The sequence below is a fragment of the Caulifigura coniformis genome (genome assembly GCF_007745175.1).
In the GTDB taxonomy this organism is placed as follows: domain Bacteria; phylum Planctomycetota; class Planctomycetia; order Planctomycetales; family Planctomycetaceae; genus Caulifigura; species Caulifigura coniformis.
In genome coordinates this window covers 2,216,790-2,233,961 of sequence record NZ_CP036271.1, presented here as the reverse complement: position 1 = coordinate 2,233,961, position 17,172 = coordinate 2,216,790, and the positions used below count along the sequence as shown (strand labels likewise).

Genomic DNA, 17,172 nt, shown 5'->3' with positions numbered 1-17,172 from the left:
GGCGACCGCTGGGGGATGGTGTGAAGGAGCCTGGGGGAGGGAGTACTCGGTGCGAGGTGGTGGGCTGTCGTTGCAACGATGGGGACTGCCTGACACTATGCACGTTGACGGGTTGGCGAGGGTTCCGTTCGGAGCTGGCGCCGTTTTGCCCGCACGACGCTCCTCACGTCATCTCGCCCGCACTGCCCTATGCAACGACTTTCGTTCGGGATTCCGCAGGTACTCCGGTCCACGATGGGGTTGCTGCTGCTTGCGGGAATGCTTTCCGCCAGCCTGTCGCCTGCCGCGTTTGCACAGGAGGGGGCTGAACCGGCTCCGGCGGCTGCCCCCGCTCCCGCCCCGGCGCCGGCTGAAGCCGCTCCGGCCGCCTCCGAGGAGGCGCCGAAGCAGGAAGACAGCATGCTGATGTGGCTGATCAAGACCTCGGGATGGATCGGCGCGATCATCCTGGCGCTGTCGATCTACTTCGTGACGGTGGTGGTGCAGACGTTCCTGGACCTGTGGTCGGAAGAGGAGTCGACCAAGCTGGTGCTTGAATCGTGCGACGGGCTGTTGAAGTCGCGAGATTTTGCGGGGATGTACAAGCTGGTGAAAGAAGAAGACTCGATGGTCGGCAAGACGCTGACCGCCGGCCTGACGGAAATGCAGTACAGCCTCGACGACGCCCGGGAAGCGGTGGATCGCGTTTCGGACGCCCAGACGATGCGGCTGGAAAAGAAGATCAGCATGCTGGCCGTCATCGGGTCGCTGGGCCCGATGATCGGACTTCTTGGCACGCTGAAGGGCATGATTCACAGCTTCAGCGCGATCGCGACGTCGGGCACGCAGCTGAAGCCGGATCAGGTCGCGCACGGCATCTCGGAAGCGCTGGTGCTGACGTTCGAAGGCGTCGGCCTGTCAGTCCCCGCGATCTTCTTCTTCGCCTACTTCCGGAACCGGATCTTCACCCTCTCGGACGACACGGCGCTGGCCGTGCATGACTTCCTGCGTCGCGTGCACACCGCGCTCAAGGCCAAGCCGGCTGCCGGGGCCGCGCCTGCGGCGATGCCGACTTCGGTCACGTCGTGAAGCGGACGGGGTTGGATCGCAGGAGTTTCCACAAGAGAGAGCCGTCTGAACGAAGATGTCTGCGTCCTCTGATACGAGCATTGAGCCGAATCTGACGCCGATCCTGGACATGGTGTTCCAGCTGATCACGTTTTTCATGCTCGTGGTGAATTTCAAGGGGGGGGCCCTGGACATGTCGCTGGAGCTGCCGGTGCTGGGATCGGCCAGGCCGCTCGACACCGGAGGAGTCGAGGCGGTGATGGTGATCAACCTTGATTCGGAAGGGGTGTTCAAGCTGTACGGCAACGTGATGGACCTGAAGTCGTACATCGAAGGCGAAGCGCGGGCGGAAGTCGCGAAGATGCAGAAGACCAAGTCGGGTTTCCAGGCGGGTCAGGAGCTGCCGACGATGGTGGCCATCCGCGCGGATCGCCGGACGCCGTTCCGCGTCCTCAATGACGCGATCAAGACGTGCCAGGAATACGGCTACCGGAAGTTCAGCCTCAACGCCATGAATCGGAGCAGCTGACTCATGGCCAAGCGCGCGAAGAAACACCGTAGCTCCGAAGAGGTCCAGCTGAATCTGGCGGCCATGCTCGACATGGCGTTCCAGCTACTGGCCTTCTTCATCCTGACGTTCCGTCCTTCTCCAGTGGAAGGACAGTTGCTGCTCAACCTGCCTCCGCCGACGCCCGTGACGAAGGTGAGTTCCGCCGGAGGCGAGGGGCCCGCGGTTCCCGCGAGCGACGTGGAGCCGGTGCTGCTGAGTGTGATGTCGGACCCGGCCGGCAAGGTGGCGGGAGTGACGGCGTTCTCGGGGGACACGGGATTCCGCGGTCCGGCCGATGCGGCCAACCTGCAGCGCCTGAACCAGATCCTGAAAGACGCGATCAGCGTCGACGGGAGCCTGTACGACCAGATCCTGATTCAGGTCGATCCGACACTGCACTACGATGAACTGATGAAGATCATCGACGTCTGCCTGAAGCAGACGTTGCCCGACGGGACTCCCCTGACGAAGATCAATTTTACGGAACTGCCTGTCAGTGAGCCGATGTGACGATCGCTTCGTCGAGGTCGTTCGCGGCCTCACCTATGGGCGGTCGACCTGGCCTGAAACTGATGACACGCCGCTCACGACGTACCGAAAACCGCGATCAGTCGGGGCGATTGAAGGCCCGGCTGTTCAGCATGATCGTGATGCTGGCGGTGATCGGGCTGCTGTACAACCGGGCCAGGGACGCGCGGACGTGGACCTGGCTGGTCTCCGAGCCCGGAGCGAACGAAGAGGTCGCTGCGCAGGCTTCTGCACCTCCGGCCAAAGTCGTGTCGGCGAAAGAGACGGTGCTGGACGGTCCGACCGACCTGGATGAGGAGCAGCGCGCGGAAGCGGCGAAGCTGCTGGCGGCGGTGACGGATCGCCAGAAGCTCGTGGACGTGGAGATGCCGGCGTACTGGCGGCTGCTCGGCTGGGCCCAGGCCCAGTCGTTCCAGGATCTGGAGAAGCGATCGCAGCGCGACGTTCCGCTAACGAAGCTGCACGAGGAACCGGGGAAATATCGGGGGCAACCGATCCGGCTGCGTCTCAACGTCAAACGCATTCTTGATTTTGACGCTCCGGAGAACTCCGTCGGATTGAAGAAGGTGTATGAGGCGTGGGGCTGGACCAACGACTCCAAGGCGAGGCCGTACGTCGTCGTGTTGGCTGAACTGCCGGCGGGAGTGAAGGTGGGGACGGACGTCGATCATGAGGTCGTCTTCGCCGGCTACTTCCTGAAATGGATGCAGTATGAGACGTTCAAGGGACAGAAGCAGACGGCGCCGTTGCTCCTGGGGCGTCTGAAACCGGCACCGCCGGCTGCGGCCGCGGCGAAGCCGGCGCCCTGGACGATCTGGGACATCGTCTTCTTCGCGGGCGGGGCCGCGATCATCGGGTTCGGCGTCCGTTCGGCGTTTCGCCGGAGTCCTCCACGAAGGCGTCTCCTGGCGGCTGAAGCGGACGTGGAATCGGCGATGGAGTTCTTCCGCAGCGAGGGAGAAGTCCGGCCGACCGAAGGGACCGCGACGAAAAGCGATCCTTCGCTGAACTAGGGCGGCGGTTTTTCGGGGCGATTGCGGCTCCTCGGGGGGCTGAGATGTGCCGCCCCTGTCGGGGCTCAGGTGGGCGTTCTCGCGTCAGGGTGTCTGTTCTTCGCACACTTGCGGGGGCCTTTCTGGACCGACATCCGGTTGGGGCTGTGATTTCGGGGCGGATCGTCGGCTTCCGTGCGGGTTGGCATTGGCGTTGCCGGGACAGAGGCGACGAACGTGCTTTCCACGAACCGTGAAAGGATTCCTCGATGTCTCCCGCGACGAAGTATCCGAAGGCTCCGCTTCCACCGCAGACGCAGCCCAAGCCGGGGTTGGATTCCGAGATGACTCCCAAGCCGATGTTTGAAGGGCGGGAGTATCGGGCGGCCGGGAAACTCGAAGGGAAGTCGGCGCTGGTGACCGGGGGCGATTCGGGAATCGGAAAGGCGGTCGCAAACTTCTATGCGCGTGAAGGGGCAGATGTGGCGATCGTCTTCCTGCCGGCGGAGAAGTCCGACGCGGAAGAAACGAAGGCGGCGATCGAGAAAGCGGGAAGGAGGGCGCTGTTGCTGCCAGGAGACGTGACGTCGCGCACCTTCTGCGATGAGGCGGTCGAGCGGACGGTGCAGGAGTTCGGAAAGCTGGACATCCTCGTGAACAACGCCGCTTACCAGCAGACGCACGAGAGTCTGGAGGAGATTACCGACGAGGAGTGGGACAAGGTGTTCCGGACGAACATCCATGCCTACTTCTACCTGGCCCGGGCGGCGCTGAAGCACATGAAGGCCGGGAGCACGATCATCAACTGCGGGTCGATTACCGGCCTGGAGGGGAGCAAGAAACTGATCGACTATGCCTCGACCAAAGGGGCCATTCACGCATTCACGAAGTCGCTCGCGCAGAACCTTGCAGAACGAAAGATCCGCGTGAACTGCGTTTCCCCCGGCCCGATCTGGACGCCCCTGCAGCCAGTATCGAAGCCGGCCGACGACGTCGCCGATCATGGCGGAGACACGCCGATGAAGCGCGCGGGACAGCCGGAAGAGGTTGCTCCTGCATTTGTCTTTTTCGCATCCGAAGCCGACTCGAGCTACATCAGCGGCGAGATTCTCACAGTTCTGGGAGGAGAGACGCGCGCCGGTTGAACAGGCCGATCGAGCATGTTCCGACCTGGAGGAGCATCGTCATGTCTGAACTCAATCCTTACTTCGAAAAGGTCGTGGTGATTACAGGCGCGTCGAGCGGGTTCGGGTGCCAGGCGAGCCTCGAACTTGCCCGCCGCGGAGCTCACGTGGTGCTGGCCGCCCGGAGCGAGCAGACGCTGCACGAGCTGGCGAGCCAATGCGAGATGCAGGACGGAGGATGTGCGGCCCTGGCTGTCCCGACGGACGTCAGCAGGCGAGAGGACGTGCAGCAATTGTTCGAGATGGCCAGGCGTCGATTCGGAAAGATCGACGCCTGGATCAATAACGCGGGCGTGGGAGTGATCGGTCGATTCGACGAAGTCCCGATCGAAGACCATGAGCAGGTGATCCGCACCGACCTCCTGGGGACGCTGTACGGGAGCTACGAGGCGCTTCGCTACTTCCGGCGCACGGGGGTGGGCGTGCTGATCAACGTGGCGTCGGTCGTCGGGAAAATTCCTGCGCCGCTCTACACGTCTTACGTCGCCGCGAAATTCGGCGTGGTGGGGTTTTCGGATGCGCTGCGGCAGGAACTCAAGGCGGAGGGGGTGGACCGGATCCACGTCTGCACCGTGATGCCGATGGCGCACACAACGGAGTTCTTCGAGCATGCCGGGAACTACTCGGGGCGTGAGTCGACTCCAATTCCACCGGTGTACGACCCGAAAGTGACGGTGGACAAATTGGTCCAGCTGGTGGTGGAACCGGAGGATGAAGTGATCACCGGCTGGCAGGGGCCGGTGTTCAACACGTTTCACAAACTGCTGCCGGGAGCGGTGGAGAAACTCATGTCGGCCCGGACGCAGAAGACCCAGCTGGAAGACGCGGAACCGATGCTGGCGACTTCGGGCACGATCCACGAGCCATCGAGCGCCTAAGCGTTCAACCCGCCCTCCTCGCTGGCGAACACCCCCCGGCTCGATGTCAGGATCTCGATTCGGCACACGACGCAACCACCTTCTCAGCCGATGGTTCCGTCCTGAAGACCCTTCGGGCATGCCAAGACTCTTCCCAACGCGCAACCCCTCCAGTCAGGGTGGAGAGTTCGTTCTTTGGCAACGCAAACAGGGGGTGATCAGCCCCGCGAGAGGGGGTGAAAAAAGCACTCCAAAACTCGTCACACATGTCACAGGTCCAGAACTCCAATGTTTCAGACGGTTCTTCGCTGTCACAGGTCGTCACAGGTCGTCACAGGTGTCCCCCGGGGACCGGCCTCCGCGACAGCGAAAGTCCACGCCCCCTGGGCCACTTCAGGCCGCCGTGGTGATCTGGCGCTGGTCATTGCGGCTGAGGCGATCGCCGGATGACTTGCGAATGCCTGCCTGGGGCCGATCGATGGGCGGGTCGAAGCAGGCAGTGATCAGGGCCGCCGTGAGCAGGATTCCGGTGGCGAGCGAGAGCATGCCTGCGCAGAGGATCGTACCGACGGGAGTGGCCATGAGTGACTCGCAGAACAGGAGGCCGGGCTGATGGGTTGATGGCTTCGCAGGCGGGGCGAGGCCGGGGATAGCACGGCCTGGGGGCGACTTTCGGGCGAGTTCCTGGAAACTTTGCGGAGGCATCAGGCGCGGAACGGGCCTGTTGACGGTTCCGGCGCCGACTGCGACTCTCCTGGATGAAGCGTTCGCCGTCAGTTCCGAGGGAGCCGTACACGATATGTTTCTGAAACCATTCCTGCTGGTTGCCGTCGCAGCGGCCCCCTTTCTTCAGCCGGTTCCGGCGGTTTGCCAGGAGCTGAGGCTGGCCGGGGCCAGCCTGGAGGCCGTGCGTGCGGGGATCGCGGCGCGAGTGAAAGCGCGGCCGGAGAATGTCGACGTGACGTACTGGGTTGGCGGCGTCGAGGGGCCTGCGATCCTGGAGCGGGGCGCCGGGAACGTCATGCCGACGGCGAGCGCCATCAAGGCGTTCTTTCTTGTGGAACTGTTCGTGCGACATGCGGACGGGCTCGACGGTCCGATTCCCGACGCGGGTGAGATCCTGAAGGACGACCACCCGGCCGTTTCGCATTTCCCGGCGGCGGTGCGTGACGAGATCCGGAGGGAGCTGACCAGCGCGAGCGTGCGGCGGGTCGCGAACATCATGCAGGGGAACTCGGATCTCTCGAACGCCGTATATAACGCCGCGGCCAACCTGGTGACGGCGCACCTGGGAGGGCCGGAAAAGCTGACTGCCTTGATCCACGCGCGTGATGCGCGGTTCAAGTCGGTGATGGTGCGGAGGTATATGCTTCGCGACCGCACCGAGCGGGGAGACAACGAAGCGACGGCGGAGTCGTTCGCGGCGCTGCACCAGGCGCTGGCGTCACGCACGCTGAAGGGGGTTCCCGACGCGGTGATCTCCGCGGTTCAGGAGGTGCTTCGGCGAAAGTCGGACGCCGAGGCGCCGCTGTTCGCGAAGGATGGGGGGCTGGGGTCGGATCCGATGACGTCGACCCGCGCGGGGTGGAAGCAGACGCCGCGGGGCGGTCTCGTGTTCGTGGTGATGGCGCGGCGGCCGATCACGCAGGCCGAGAACCGATCGGCTGAATACGAGGATCTGCAGGCGTTGACGAGAGCGTTGCGGGACGAGGCGCTGACGTTGGCCGCGTCACCCATGCCGATGGCCCCGATCACCACGCATACACGTGACTCGCTGGAAACGGTTCGGGCGAACCTGAGCGGGAACAAGGCGGTCCTGCTCGATGTGCGCGACAGGGATGAATGGGAGGACGGACACCTCGCCGCGGCGATCCTGGTTCCGCTGGGTCAGTTGCGGAAGCCGGCTTCGGCGAGCGAACTGTTGAAGGGCGTGCCGAAAGACAAGGTGGTTTACACGCACTGCGCGGTGGGGAGACGAGCTCTCGACGCGGCGGGGATCCTGCAGTCGATGGGGTACGACGTGCGTCCGCTTTCGGACGGGTATGATGAACTGGTGAAGCAGGGATTCGAGAAGGCGAAATAGGCTTCTGAGGGACGCGCGGACATGCTGATTCGGCCTATTGAACCTGCAGACCATGAAACGCTGTGGAGCGTCATGGAAGAGACGATCCGTGCCGGCGAGACGTATGCGGCGCCCATGCAGATGTCACGCGACGATGGCGTCCGCTGGTGGACCGAGGGCAAAGAATCCGTGCTCGTTGCCGAGATCGGCGGGCAGGTTGTCGGAACGTATTACCTGAAGCCGAACCAGCTGGGGAACGGGTCGCACGTTGCGAATGCGGGCTATCTGGTCGCTCCGTTCGCCCGTGGACAGGGGGTTGCGAAGCGGCTTTGCGAGCATTCTCTGAGCGAGGCCCGCCATCGAGGATATCTCGCGATGCAGTTCAACTTTGTGGTGGAAACCAATGAGACGGCAGTGAGACTCTGGCAGCGTCTGGGCTTCCAGATCGTTGCGACTGTTCCGCGTGCGTTCCGTCATCCCACACGGGGGCTCGTCGGAGCTCACGTGATGTGGCAAAGCCTGGAAGCCGATTGACGTTACTGCTTCTTCATTTCCATGCCGCAGCAGTGGAAGTGGACGTGTTCGGACTCATCGCAGTGGCAGTCGGCCGTGATCTGCAGGGCCATTCCGCACGCTTCGCAGACGTATTTTTCGCCCTTCTTCGGCGGGGCGAGGCCTTTGTCGTTCTGAATGGTTGTGGCCATGATGACTCCCTTTCGGTGAGGACGAGTTCCTCCCTTCTTTGTATGGGAGCGGCGCAGCGCCACAAGAGGTTGTTCGGTCGAACGCAGGCCTGTGTCAGAATTCAGGCGAGCACTTCCCTGATCACGTTTCCATGAACGTCGGTCAGGCGGTAGTCGCGTCCCTGGAAGCGGTAGGTCAGACGGGTGTGATCGAACCCGAGGAGATGCAGCATCGTGGCCTGCAGGTCGTGGACGTGGGTCTTGTTCTCGGCCGTGAAGTAGCCGAGCTCATCCGTCGAGCCGAAAGTCGTTCCAGCTTTCACACCGCCGCCGGCCATGAAGACCGTGAAGCAGTGGGGATGGTGGTCACGGCCGAGGAACTTCGATCCATTGCGTTCTTCGTTGAGCGGCGTGCGGCCGAACTCACCGCCCCAGACGACGAGGGTCGATTCGAGAAGTCCGCGGGCCTTGAGATCCTTGATGAGGGCGGTGACCGCCTGGTCCATCGGCTGGCATTTTCGCGGAAGTCCGACGGCGATGTCGCTGTCGGGGTTGGTGCCGTGGAAATCCCAGCCCCAGTCGAAGAGCTGGACGAAGCGAACCCCCTGCTCCACCAGCCGGCGAGCGAGGAGGCAGTTGTTGGCGAAACTCGACTCGCCGGGGACGGCGCCGTAGGCCTCCTGGATGTGCTTCGGTTCGGCGCTGATGTTCATGACATCGGGGACCGTCGTCTGCATGCGGTAGGCGAGTTCGTACTGCGCGATGCGGGTGACGGTTTCGGGGTTTCCGAATTCGCGGGCCTGGATCTCGTTGAGCGCCTTGATGGCGTCAAGGCTCTCCCGACGCATGGCCCGATCCATTCCGGGGGGATCGCTGACATAGAGAACGGGATCACCCTTCGAGCGGCATTGGACTCCCTGGTAGACGGACGGGAGGAACCCGCTCGACCAGTTGTTCTTCCCGGCGGAGGGGCTGGTGCCGCCGGAAATGAGAACGACGAAGCCAGGGAGGTCCTGGTTCTCGGTGCCGAGTCCATAGGTGACCCAGCTGCCCATGGAGGGGCGGCCCGAGCGGGGGGAGCCGGTGTAGAGCAACAGTTCAGCCGGGGCGTGGTTGAACTGATCGGTGTACATCGACTTGATGAAGCACAGATCGTCGGCGACGGTCTTGAGGTTCGGGAGGACGCTCGAGATCGTGGCGCCGCTTTCTCCGCATTGCTCGAACTGGTGCGGCGTGCCAAGCAGCTTGGGCGTTCCCTTGATGAACGCGAAGCGCTCCCCTTTGGTGTACTGCTCGGGGCAGGGCTCGAGGTTGTGCTTCACGAGCTCCGGCTTGTAGTCGAAGAGGTCGTGCTGCGGCGGCGAGCCTGCCATGTGCAGGTAGATGATGCTCTTTGCTTTGGCGGGGGCGGGCGGCTGCTTCGCTGCGAGCGGGTTGTCGACCGGTGCGGCGCCTGACGAGCCATTGAGAAGCGAGAAGAGTGCGGCCGCGCCGACGCCTGTCTGGGACTGTCGGAGGAAATGCCGACGGGTCAGAGCTTCGAGCCGCAATTGGGAAGCCAGCATGGCGGGACCTCGGAAAGGAGGCCTTGATCGTAACCGCTGGCTGGGCGTGAGAGGTATCGAAATGGCGGTCAGCGCGGGAGAGTCTGCTGGCCGGCGGCTTCCTGGAGCGTTCCCGGAGCCTGAAGCGACTGAGGGTAGCGCTGGACCGGAATGCTGGAGGGGGTGTACAGGGGCTGCGAGTTGACGGGCGTGACGCCGGGCACAGCCTGGGGGAAGTACGGGTTGACCGGCTGGGCGATGACGGGGGACGACGCCGGCTCGGGGCTGGGGGGATCCAGAACGCCCATCTGCGAGAGGACGGCGAAGTTCATGGTGCAGAAGAGCGCGAAGGTAAAGACGTTCGGGACAAACTTCGGTCCCGCAATCTTGAGTGCGCTGCCCGCGGACTTCTTGAGCCGTACGGCGACGCCGTTCAGTTCGACGCTGTAGATCTCATCGAGGATGAGATGGGAGAGAAACCCGATGGCGACTCCGGTGCCCATCAGGATTTTCGACTTGATGTTCGGGCCGGGGTAACCGAGGTAAGCGATGTCGGCCGCGATGACCATGGCGGGGAGGCTGTGCCACATGCCGCGGTGGATGCTGAGGCGGTCGACGAGTTCCGAAACTCCGAAGCGGATGATGGTGTAGAGGACGATCAGCGAGAGGAGGATGGTTTCGGCGTCGTAGGGAAGCTTGAAGAATCTCAGGACATGATGAACAAGGAACATAGGGGCGATCGCGGCGACGAAGCTGAAGACTTCGCGGCTGGGTCGACCGGTGTCGAGATCGATGTCCGGCAGCATGCCGCCAACGCCCGTGAGAACGGCGGCGAGAAGGCCCTGGGTGGGAGTGAAGCCGAGCACAGTCGCGGCCGCGATGCCATAGCCGGCGCCGAGGAGCGTACTGAAAGTGATGTGCTCGCGGAAAGCCGCCATGTCCTCCTCCCTGAGGCCCTGCGGTGATCGGCCGTCGCATCCCAGCGACCAAAAGCCAATTGCGGCCGCGATTTGTAATCGGAACCCCGTTTTCGCAACAAGGACACTTCCGATCCGGGCGGAGAAACGCCGGCGTCACCCGTTACCGGGCGGCCCAGCGACTTCAACGGGTTTGATGGCCCGACGGTGGCGTGATGAGACTTCGTGGAGCGATCGACTGACGAAACGTCCTGTCCGGTGTCAGAGGTTCGTCCCTCTGCAGGACTCACTCAGGCTTGCTGACCGGCTGGGTCTGGAACACGTCGACCGTCACGCCGCGCGAGACGACGGCGTGGTCCGGACGGCGGCCGGGGAGCGGGAGCCGGGCCAGCTCGATCAGGTGTTCGTCCCAGTGACGGAGATCGACAGGACTGCACTCGTAGGGGGAGTGATGAACCTGTCCGGTCATCAGTCCTGCAGGAGTCAGTGCGAACAGGAAGTAGCGCTCGATGAGGAAGAATTCGAGCGTGCCGGGGATCGCCGTTTCCGCGGGGCCGGCCGCGGCATACTCGTAGCGGCAGGTGAGCCGGGGGGGCGCATCGCGTCGCTGGGATGAGTAGCGGACGTGACCGGTGGTGCGGTTCCAGTCGGCGGTCATGTCCGCATGGTGATAAGGGAGGCCGAAGAATCTGCGGGCCCACCAGACGGCCAGCTTCCGGTTGGCATCCAGTGAGAGGAACCAGACACCGGGCCGGCCGGTCTCGTCGAAGACGTAGGTCCGCAGGTTGAGTTCCAGGAAGTTCGAGATTCCGGGGACGACGGGGGACCAGCGGGGGCGGATGTTCCGCATGAAGAAAGGGACGACTCCGAGCCAGCCCTGGCCGTCGAACGTATCGAGAGTGAGCCCGGGGGGGAGAATCGCCTGCAGGGCGTGCGACGGGAATCGCCAGTGCAGGAAGAGCAACTCACGCCATGCCTGATACATCACGGGCGTCTCCGGAGGGCGGCTGCGGGCCGCAATCCGTGCGTCCAGAGATGGTGGAGCGGCAGGCGCGAATGCGAGCGAAGACATGGGCGGCCGGGGAGCGACAGGCAGGAACTGCCGAAGAGACCGCGATTGTGCGCCGGAATTCACCGTGAAACAACGTGAGGCGCCGAAGGAGGGGGAGCAGGATCGCGACCAAGCCCGCTGGAGAGACGGTTCGTCTCATGCGCCCCGCCGGGGAGCGCCGATACATCGATGAGCGGACTGTGTGCCGCGCCTCGGGCTTTCCGCATCCACTTCCGTTCGCGATGACCGACAGCCACTCCCGATCGCCATTCGCTGTCCGGCTTGCCGGACTGTGGCGACCGTTGCGCCGCGCCTGCATGGCTGGTGTTGCGGGACTGCTGCTCGCTGCCCCCCTGGCCGCCGCGGAGGGACCGGGCGGCAAACCGCTTTACACCCAGAAGCCTCGCTTCCGGATCCCTTTCCAGTTCGACGCTGCCGAGATGCAGCGGCTGGGGGCTGTCGAGATCCAGTTGTTCGTCTCGACGGACATGGGAACCAACTGGAACCGCGAGCAATCGGTTGATCCGACGGCCGGCAAATTCGCGTTCGAAGCGCCGGGCAACGGCGAGTACTGGTTCGCGGTGCGGACAGTCGACAGGAACCAGAAGGTCTTTCCGGAAGGACCTCCGGAAGTGGGGCTCCGCGTCGTCGTGGACTCGCAGCCGCCGAGCCTCGATCTGCGCGTCGAAGCGCTGGGGCGTGACCGGGTCTCGCTGTCGTGGGACGCGAGCGATCCGAACATCGATCCGTCGAGCCTGAAGATCGAGTGGCGCGACGAAGTGAATCGCGAATGGCAGACGGTAGGGATCTACGCCGCCGCAAGCGGACAGACGAGCTGGACGACCCGGGGCGTGGTCGAGGTGCGCGGATCGATCAGGGACCTGGCCGGGAATCCGGTGGAATCGTCGGCGAGCACGCGCGGCGGATCGAGCCTGGAAGCGCCTTCGCTGCCGGCCTTCGCTCCGGCGCGGTCTCCGCGACGGAGCGAGCCGGATTTCAGCAAGCCTGTGGCCGAGGCCATGGAACCGCTGCCGCCCGAGTTCGAGAATCCGCCGCAGACGGCGATGCAGCCATCCGATCCGCAATTCGATGCGCTGCCGATCGTCCGCAGCCAGGCGCCAAGCGGATACTTCCGGCAGCAGCATCGCACCGGAATGCTGACGAACAGTAACGCCGCGAACCGTCCGGCGATCACGGACGACCGCTGGGGACCTCCGATCGGCCAGGGGGCCAGTGCGTTTCCGTCGCAGACGGCCGGAGTCGCGGTCCGCTCGGTTCGGTCACGGACGTTCAAGATCGGCTACCAACTGGATGACGTTGGTCCTTCGGGGGTCGCGAACGTCGACCTGTACATCACCGAGGACGGTGGCCGGAAGTGGTTCCACTACGGAAGCGATGCCGACCGGCAGAGCCCGTTTGACGTGACCGTTCCCGCGGACGGAACCTACGGGTTCTGCATCCGGGTGCAGAACGGGCTGGGAGTGGTTGCCGATCCACCGCAGCCGGGAGATGCTCCGGACATCCGGATTTCGATCGACCAATCGGCGCCGGTGGCGCAGCTGCTGCCGCTCCGGCAGGGTCAGGGGTCGCACAACAACCAGGTGCTGATCGAGTGGTCGGTGCAGGACGAATTGCTTGCGGAACAGCCGGTGGCTCTGACCTTCGCGGAATCACCGACAGGGCCGTGGCGTCCGATCACGGGCTGGACCGAGAACTCGGGCCGCTACGTGTGGACGATTACTGAGCCGCTGAAGCAGCGGGTGTACATCCGGCTGGAAGCCCGTGACGCGGCGGGGAACACTTCGATCGCGCTGGCGGAGCAGCCGCTGCTGGTCGACCTGTCGCGTCCGACGGCGCGGATCGTCGACGTCGAAGTGGGGCGTACGCCGCAGTAACGCCCGTGGGCCGCCTCCCGCCGCTCAGGGGAGCTGGATGAGCCCGCGTTTCAGTGCGATGGTGACGGCGTGGGTGCGGTCGGTCGCATTGAGCTTGGCGAGGATGTTCTGCACGTGGATCTTCACCGTGCCGACGGACGGCCCGAGCTTGGCGGCCACTTCCTTATTGCCGAAGCCCTGGGCGACGAGGCTGAGAACCTCGATTTCGCGCGGGGTGAGCGAGGCCTGCGAGAACGAAGCGGCGAAGCGCTGGGCGGTGTCCTGGGAAAAGAGTTGCCCGCCAGAATGAACGCGGCGAATCGCGCCGAGGATTTCGGTGTGGACCGACTCCTTGAGGATGTAGCCGCGGACGCCGGCTTCGAGGGCGCGGAAGACGTCGTGGTCGCCGTCATAGCTGGTGAGGGCGATGAAGCGCGCCTCGGGAAACTCGTTGCGGATGGCCGTCACGGCAGCGATGCCGTCTTTCACGGGCATCTTGAGGTCGATGAGGGTCACATCGGGCTGGAGTTGGCGAAACTGCTCCACGGCCTCGTCACCGTTGGACGCTTCGCCGACGAGCTCCATGTCGGCTTCATTCGAGAGAATGGCCGCGATCCCTTTGCGGACCAGCGGATGATCGTCCACGCAAAGGACGCGGATCGTCTGCAGTGCAATTGTGTCAGTCATGTATCACCGGAAGGATTATAGACGCTTGAGTGGGGCGGAGCGCCATTTGTTTCGTGACCCGTCAAAGGAAGGTCCACGAGGATCGTGGTGCCCGCACCGGGGCGACTCTCGATGGTGAGGTCGGCGGAGATCTGGCGTGATCTCTCGCGCATGCCGATGAGGCCATAGTGTCGATGGTCGGATCGCTCGCGATCGGCGGTCGAAAACCCGACGCCGTCGTCACGCACCCGGAGGGCGAGCCGCCCGGGCTTCGGGGTGAGGGCGACATCGATCGTGCGGGCGTGGGAATGACGTGCGGCGTTGGTGATGGCTTCCTGGGCGATGCGCAGGAGATTGAATTCGACTTCGACCGGCAGGCTGGGCGACGCGGCGGGGAGGTCGAGATGAAGACGGACATCGCGTGTTTCGGTGATCTGGCGAGCGGCCTGTTCGAGGGCGGCGGCGAGCCCCATTGAGGTTCCCTGGGAGTTCCGCAGGCCGGCCACGGACTGTCGGGCTTCGCGGAGGCAGGCTCCGGCATCGGAGATCACGTCGTGAATCGACTTGCGGAGATTCGGATCGTTGACCTGCGACGAGACTGCCTGCATCTGCATGGTGACGCCGGAGAAGCCCTGGATGAGGGTGTCGTGGAGTTCACGGGCGATGCGGACACGTTCGGAGATGATGGCATCCATGCGGGCGCGGACCCGCAGGACGCGGAGCCGAAGGATGAGCCAGACGGTTCCCATGGCGAGCAGCCCCAGGAGGAGGGGGAACCACGGAGTTTGCCAGAAGGCGGCTCGGAGGGTGATCTCGACAGGCAACTTCGCTTCGCTCCAGCTTCCTCCGAAATTGGCGGCGCTGACGCGGAACCGGTAGGTGCCGGGCGAGAGGTTGGTGTAGAAGGCGTCCCGGCGCGTGCCGGCGTAGACCCAGTCCTTATCGAATCCTTCCAGCTGGTATCGGAACGAGGTCCGGGACGGCCAGGAATAAGTGTGGGCCGTATAGCCGATGGAAACGTTCAATGTCCCCGGAGGGACGACGACCGGATGGTTGGGGCGCATCGGTTCGCCGTTCACGAGAAGGCGATTCGCTTCGACATGCGGCGTGGGGAGTTCGCGCTGGAGTTTTTCGGGGTCGATGACGAGGACGCCGTGAATCGTCGAAAACCAGATCTGTCCATCGGTGGTACGTGAGACGGCCGGCTGGACGTCGCGCTGGCATTCGACGGTGCGCAGTCCTTCCGTGGGGCTGAGCGAGAAGCAGTCGAGTGGACGGGCACGCTCGCCCCTGGCCACGCTGAGAACCTGTGTGCGGGGAACGGAAAAGATCCCTCGACTGCAACCCATCCAGAGTTGGTCGCGGTCATCGATGGCGATGCCCACGATTTCATCGTCGAACAGGCCATCCGCGATGGTAAACAGGGAGACTTCGCCGTCCTTGATGAGCATCAGGCCGCGGCCGCGCGAGGCGAGCCAGAATTCCCCTTCCGGGCCGATTTCGATGGCATGGACTTCGCGAAGCCAGGCTTCGTCTCCCGGAAGGGGTGTGAGTTTGTCGTCCCTGATGAGGAAGACGCCGTTCGAGGTCGAAGCGATGAGTCCCTGCTGCCCGGCGTTTTTCAACACAGAGATGCGGGCGCTCGCCACAACGGGATCGCTGATCGGCCGTTCGATGGAGTTTCCGTCGTAGCGAACCAGTCCCCGGCGCGTTCCGATCCAGAGTCGGCTAGCGTCGTCGAAGGTGAGGCAGGCGACGTCGTTGCCGGGAAGTCCGTCCTTGATGTTGAGGACCTTGACGACCTCGCCGTCGCGCCAGAGGCAGACGCCCTTGTCGGTTCCGATCCAGAGGTCGTTGGTCTTTCCGGCCGCCAGTGCGTGCAGCCGACTGCTCGGCAGTCCGGCGCGGCGATTGGCGGCGACTTCGCACCTGCGGCCGTCGTATCGGGCGAGCCCTCCCCCGAGCGTTCCCACCCAGATCTGTCCGGAGGGGGCCTGTACGATGGGGCCGGCGTCGTTGGTCGGGAGGCCTTCGGTGCTGGTGAGGGGGAGAGTGCGACGATCGGAGAGCTGATTGAGTCCGTGCTTGGTTCCGACCCAGAGGCTGCCTTCGTGGTCCTCGCAGATCGTCAGGACGGCGCTCTGCGTGAGTCCTTCACGCGTGCCGAATGCTTCCACTTCCTGACCGATGATCCGGCAGAGGCCGTTGCGCGTCCCGGCCCAAAGGACTCCGTCCTGGGCTCGCAGAAGACATTCGACCGTATCGTCGGGGAGTCCTTCACCGGTCGTGATGGCGGATGTGATGCCGGGGCCGTCGATCTTGAGCAGGCCCCTGTTCGTTCCGGCCCAGAGGCTGCCATCTGCTGCCGCGAGGAGCGTGTTGACAGTTCGCCGGTCGGCGTCGGGATGATTGGAGAGCGTGCCGTCTTTCCAGACCATCAGTCCGCTGCCGTCTCCCCCGATCCAGATGGAGTCGTCGGCGGCCTGGGCGATATCGCGAACGATCGGGATGTGGAGGCCGTCCGCGTGGTCGTATTTTCGGAAGGTGTCGTTGCGATAGACGGCGAGTCCTCCGTCTCCGCCGGCCCAGAGCTCACCCTGACGGCTGAGCATGAGGCAGTTCACGTTCTGCATCGGAAAGCCGACGGGAGACGTGTGCTTCACGACCTCGCCGTCGTGGAGGTAAAGCAGTCCTTCGCCGCGGGTCGCGATCCACAGGCGGCCCTGCGAGTCTTCGCAGAGGTCGTTGATCCAGATATCGGCGAGCGATTCCCCTTCGACTACGAGCGCGGGATCGAAGCGGATGCCATCGAACTGGTAGAGGCCGGCCTGGGTTCCGAGCCAGAGGCCGCCGTCGGCCCCCTGGATGATGACGGTGATCGTCGGTTGCGGGAGGCCCTGCTGGATCTGCCACTTGCGAAGCAGTGCCTGTGTGAGGGTGCGCTGGGAGTCGAGAGCGAGGGCGGGCTGCGTGGCAATGAGGAGCCACGCAACGGCCATTACGGCCCGAAGAACCGGAACAGCCTGCGGGCTGAAGCTCATCCAGACGGCAAATTTCCCAAGCACTGGGCGACCCCGGTCATTGCGATCCCACAGTCAGTTATCATAGCCGGACGGACCGCGGTCACGATGATCCGTGGCGAGATCCGGTCAAACGACTGCCGAATGGCATACAGGTCTCTCTGCGGATGAGGCGTGTTTGCCCGAACGACGTTTTC

General features: G+C 64.1%; 16 protein-coding genes. 9 read left to right on the top strand and 7 right to left on the bottom strand.

Features of this window, described 5'->3' with window-relative positions:
* Positions 1-189: 189 nt before the first annotated feature.
* The 6 genes from Pan44_RS08780 to Pan44_RS08755 all read left to right on the top strand — a co-directional run bounded on the left by Pan44_RS08780 (position 190) and on the right by Pan44_RS08755 (position 5,179).
* Positions 190-1,068 (top strand): MotA/TolQ/ExbB proton channel family protein, encoded by an 879-nt coding sequence (locus tag Pan44_RS08780; protein WP_197453956.1) that lies wholly within the window; start codon positions 190-192, stop codon positions 1,066-1,068.
* A 55-nt stretch (positions 1,069-1,123) separates the two neighbouring features.
* On the top strand, positions 1,124-1,576 hold the full coding sequence (locus tag Pan44_RS08775; protein WP_145029257.1) for an ExbD/TolR family protein: 453 nt from the start codon (positions 1,124-1,126) through the stop codon (positions 1,574-1,576).
* Between the two features lie 3 nt (positions 1,577-1,579).
* The gene (locus tag Pan44_RS08770; RefSeq protein WP_145029255.1) at positions 1,580-2,107 is read left to right on the top strand and encodes an ExbD/TolR family protein; all 528 of its coding nucleotides are present in this window, start codon (positions 1,580-1,582) and stop codon (positions 2,105-2,107) included.
* Between the two features lie 62 nt (positions 2,108-2,169).
* Positions 2,170-3,138 (top strand): hypothetical protein, encoded by a 969-nt coding sequence (locus Pan44_RS08765; protein WP_145029253.1) that lies wholly within the window; start codon positions 2,170-2,172, stop codon positions 3,136-3,138.
* A gap of 248 nt (positions 3,139-3,386) precedes the next feature.
* Positions 3,387-4,262 (top strand): SDR family oxidoreductase, encoded by an 876-nt coding sequence (locus Pan44_RS08760; protein ID WP_145029251.1) that lies wholly within the window; start codon positions 3,387-3,389, stop codon positions 4,260-4,262.
* A 41-nt stretch (positions 4,263-4,303) separates the two neighbouring features.
* Positions 4,304-5,179 carry an SDR family NAD(P)-dependent oxidoreductase gene (locus tag Pan44_RS08755; protein ID WP_145029249.1) on the top strand — a complete coding sequence of 292 codons (876 nt, stop codon included), beginning with the start codon at positions 4,304-4,306 and terminating at the stop codon, positions 5,177-5,179.
* Between the two features lie 372 nt (positions 5,180-5,551).
* Here the strand turns inward: Pan44_RS08755 and Pan44_RS08750 are convergent, their stop codons facing one another.
* Complete coding sequence (locus Pan44_RS08750; RefSeq protein WP_145029247.1) at positions 5,552-5,740, bottom strand: hypothetical protein; 189 nt, start codon at positions 5,738-5,740, stop codon at positions 5,552-5,554.
* A 217-nt stretch (positions 5,741-5,957) separates the two neighbouring features.
* Between Pan44_RS08750 and Pan44_RS08745 the strand changes: the two genes are divergently transcribed.
* Both Pan44_RS08745 and Pan44_RS08740 read left to right on the top strand, forming a co-directional pair.
* A complete protein-coding gene (locus Pan44_RS08745) occupies positions 5,958-7,241 on the top strand; it encodes a rhodanese-like domain-containing protein (RefSeq protein ID WP_145029245.1) in 1,284 nt (427 codons plus the stop codon).
* A 21-nt stretch (positions 7,242-7,262) separates the two neighbouring features.
* Entirely contained in the window at positions 7,263-7,754 is a 492-nt protein-coding gene (locus tag Pan44_RS08740) for a GNAT family N-acetyltransferase (RefSeq protein WP_145029243.1), read from the top strand.
* Between the two features lie 2 nt (positions 7,755-7,756).
* Here Pan44_RS08740 and Pan44_RS27315 read toward each other — a convergent pair whose 3' ends face one another.
* The 4 genes from Pan44_RS27315 to Pan44_RS08725 form a co-directional block, all read right to left on the bottom strand.
* Complete coding sequence (locus tag Pan44_RS27315; RefSeq protein WP_197453955.1) at positions 7,757-7,924, bottom strand: hypothetical protein; 168 nt, start codon at positions 7,922-7,924, stop codon at positions 7,757-7,759.
* 101 nt (positions 7,925-8,025) lie between these two features.
* A complete protein-coding gene (locus Pan44_RS08735; protein WP_145029241.1) occupies positions 8,026-9,468 on the bottom strand; it encodes a DUF1501 domain-containing protein in 1,443 nt (480 codons plus the stop codon).
* A 68-nt stretch (positions 9,469-9,536) separates the two neighbouring features.
* Complete coding sequence (locus Pan44_RS08730; protein ID WP_145029239.1) at positions 9,537-10,385, bottom strand: metal-dependent hydrolase; 849 nt, start codon at positions 10,383-10,385, stop codon at positions 9,537-9,539.
* 265 nt (positions 10,386-10,650) lie between these two features.
* Positions 10,651-11,436, bottom strand: coding sequence for a YqjF family protein (locus Pan44_RS08725; protein WP_145029237.1), 786 nt, complete (start codon positions 11,434-11,436; stop codon positions 10,651-10,653).
* A 296-nt stretch (positions 11,437-11,732) separates the two neighbouring features.
* Between Pan44_RS08725 and Pan44_RS08720 the strand changes: the two genes are divergently transcribed.
* Positions 11,733-13,310, top strand: a complete 1,578-nt coding sequence (locus Pan44_RS08720) for a fibronectin type III domain-containing protein (RefSeq protein ID WP_145029235.1) — start codon at positions 11,733-11,735, stop codon at positions 13,308-13,310.
* Between the two features lie 24 nt (positions 13,311-13,334).
* Here Pan44_RS08720 and Pan44_RS08715 read toward each other — a convergent pair whose 3' ends face one another.
* Together Pan44_RS08715 and Pan44_RS08710 are read right to left on the bottom strand one after the other, a co-directional pair.
* Positions 13,335-13,976, bottom strand: a complete 642-nt coding sequence (locus tag Pan44_RS08715) for a response regulator (RefSeq protein WP_145029233.1) — start codon at positions 13,974-13,976, stop codon at positions 13,335-13,337.
* Positions 13,973-17,020, bottom strand: a complete 3,048-nt coding sequence (locus Pan44_RS08710) for a sensor histidine kinase (protein ID WP_145029231.1) — start codon at positions 17,018-17,020, stop codon at positions 13,973-13,975. Before Pan44_RS08710 ends, Pan44_RS08715 begins: the two co-directional genes overlap by 4 nt.
* Positions 17,021-17,172: the final 152 nt, after the last annotated feature.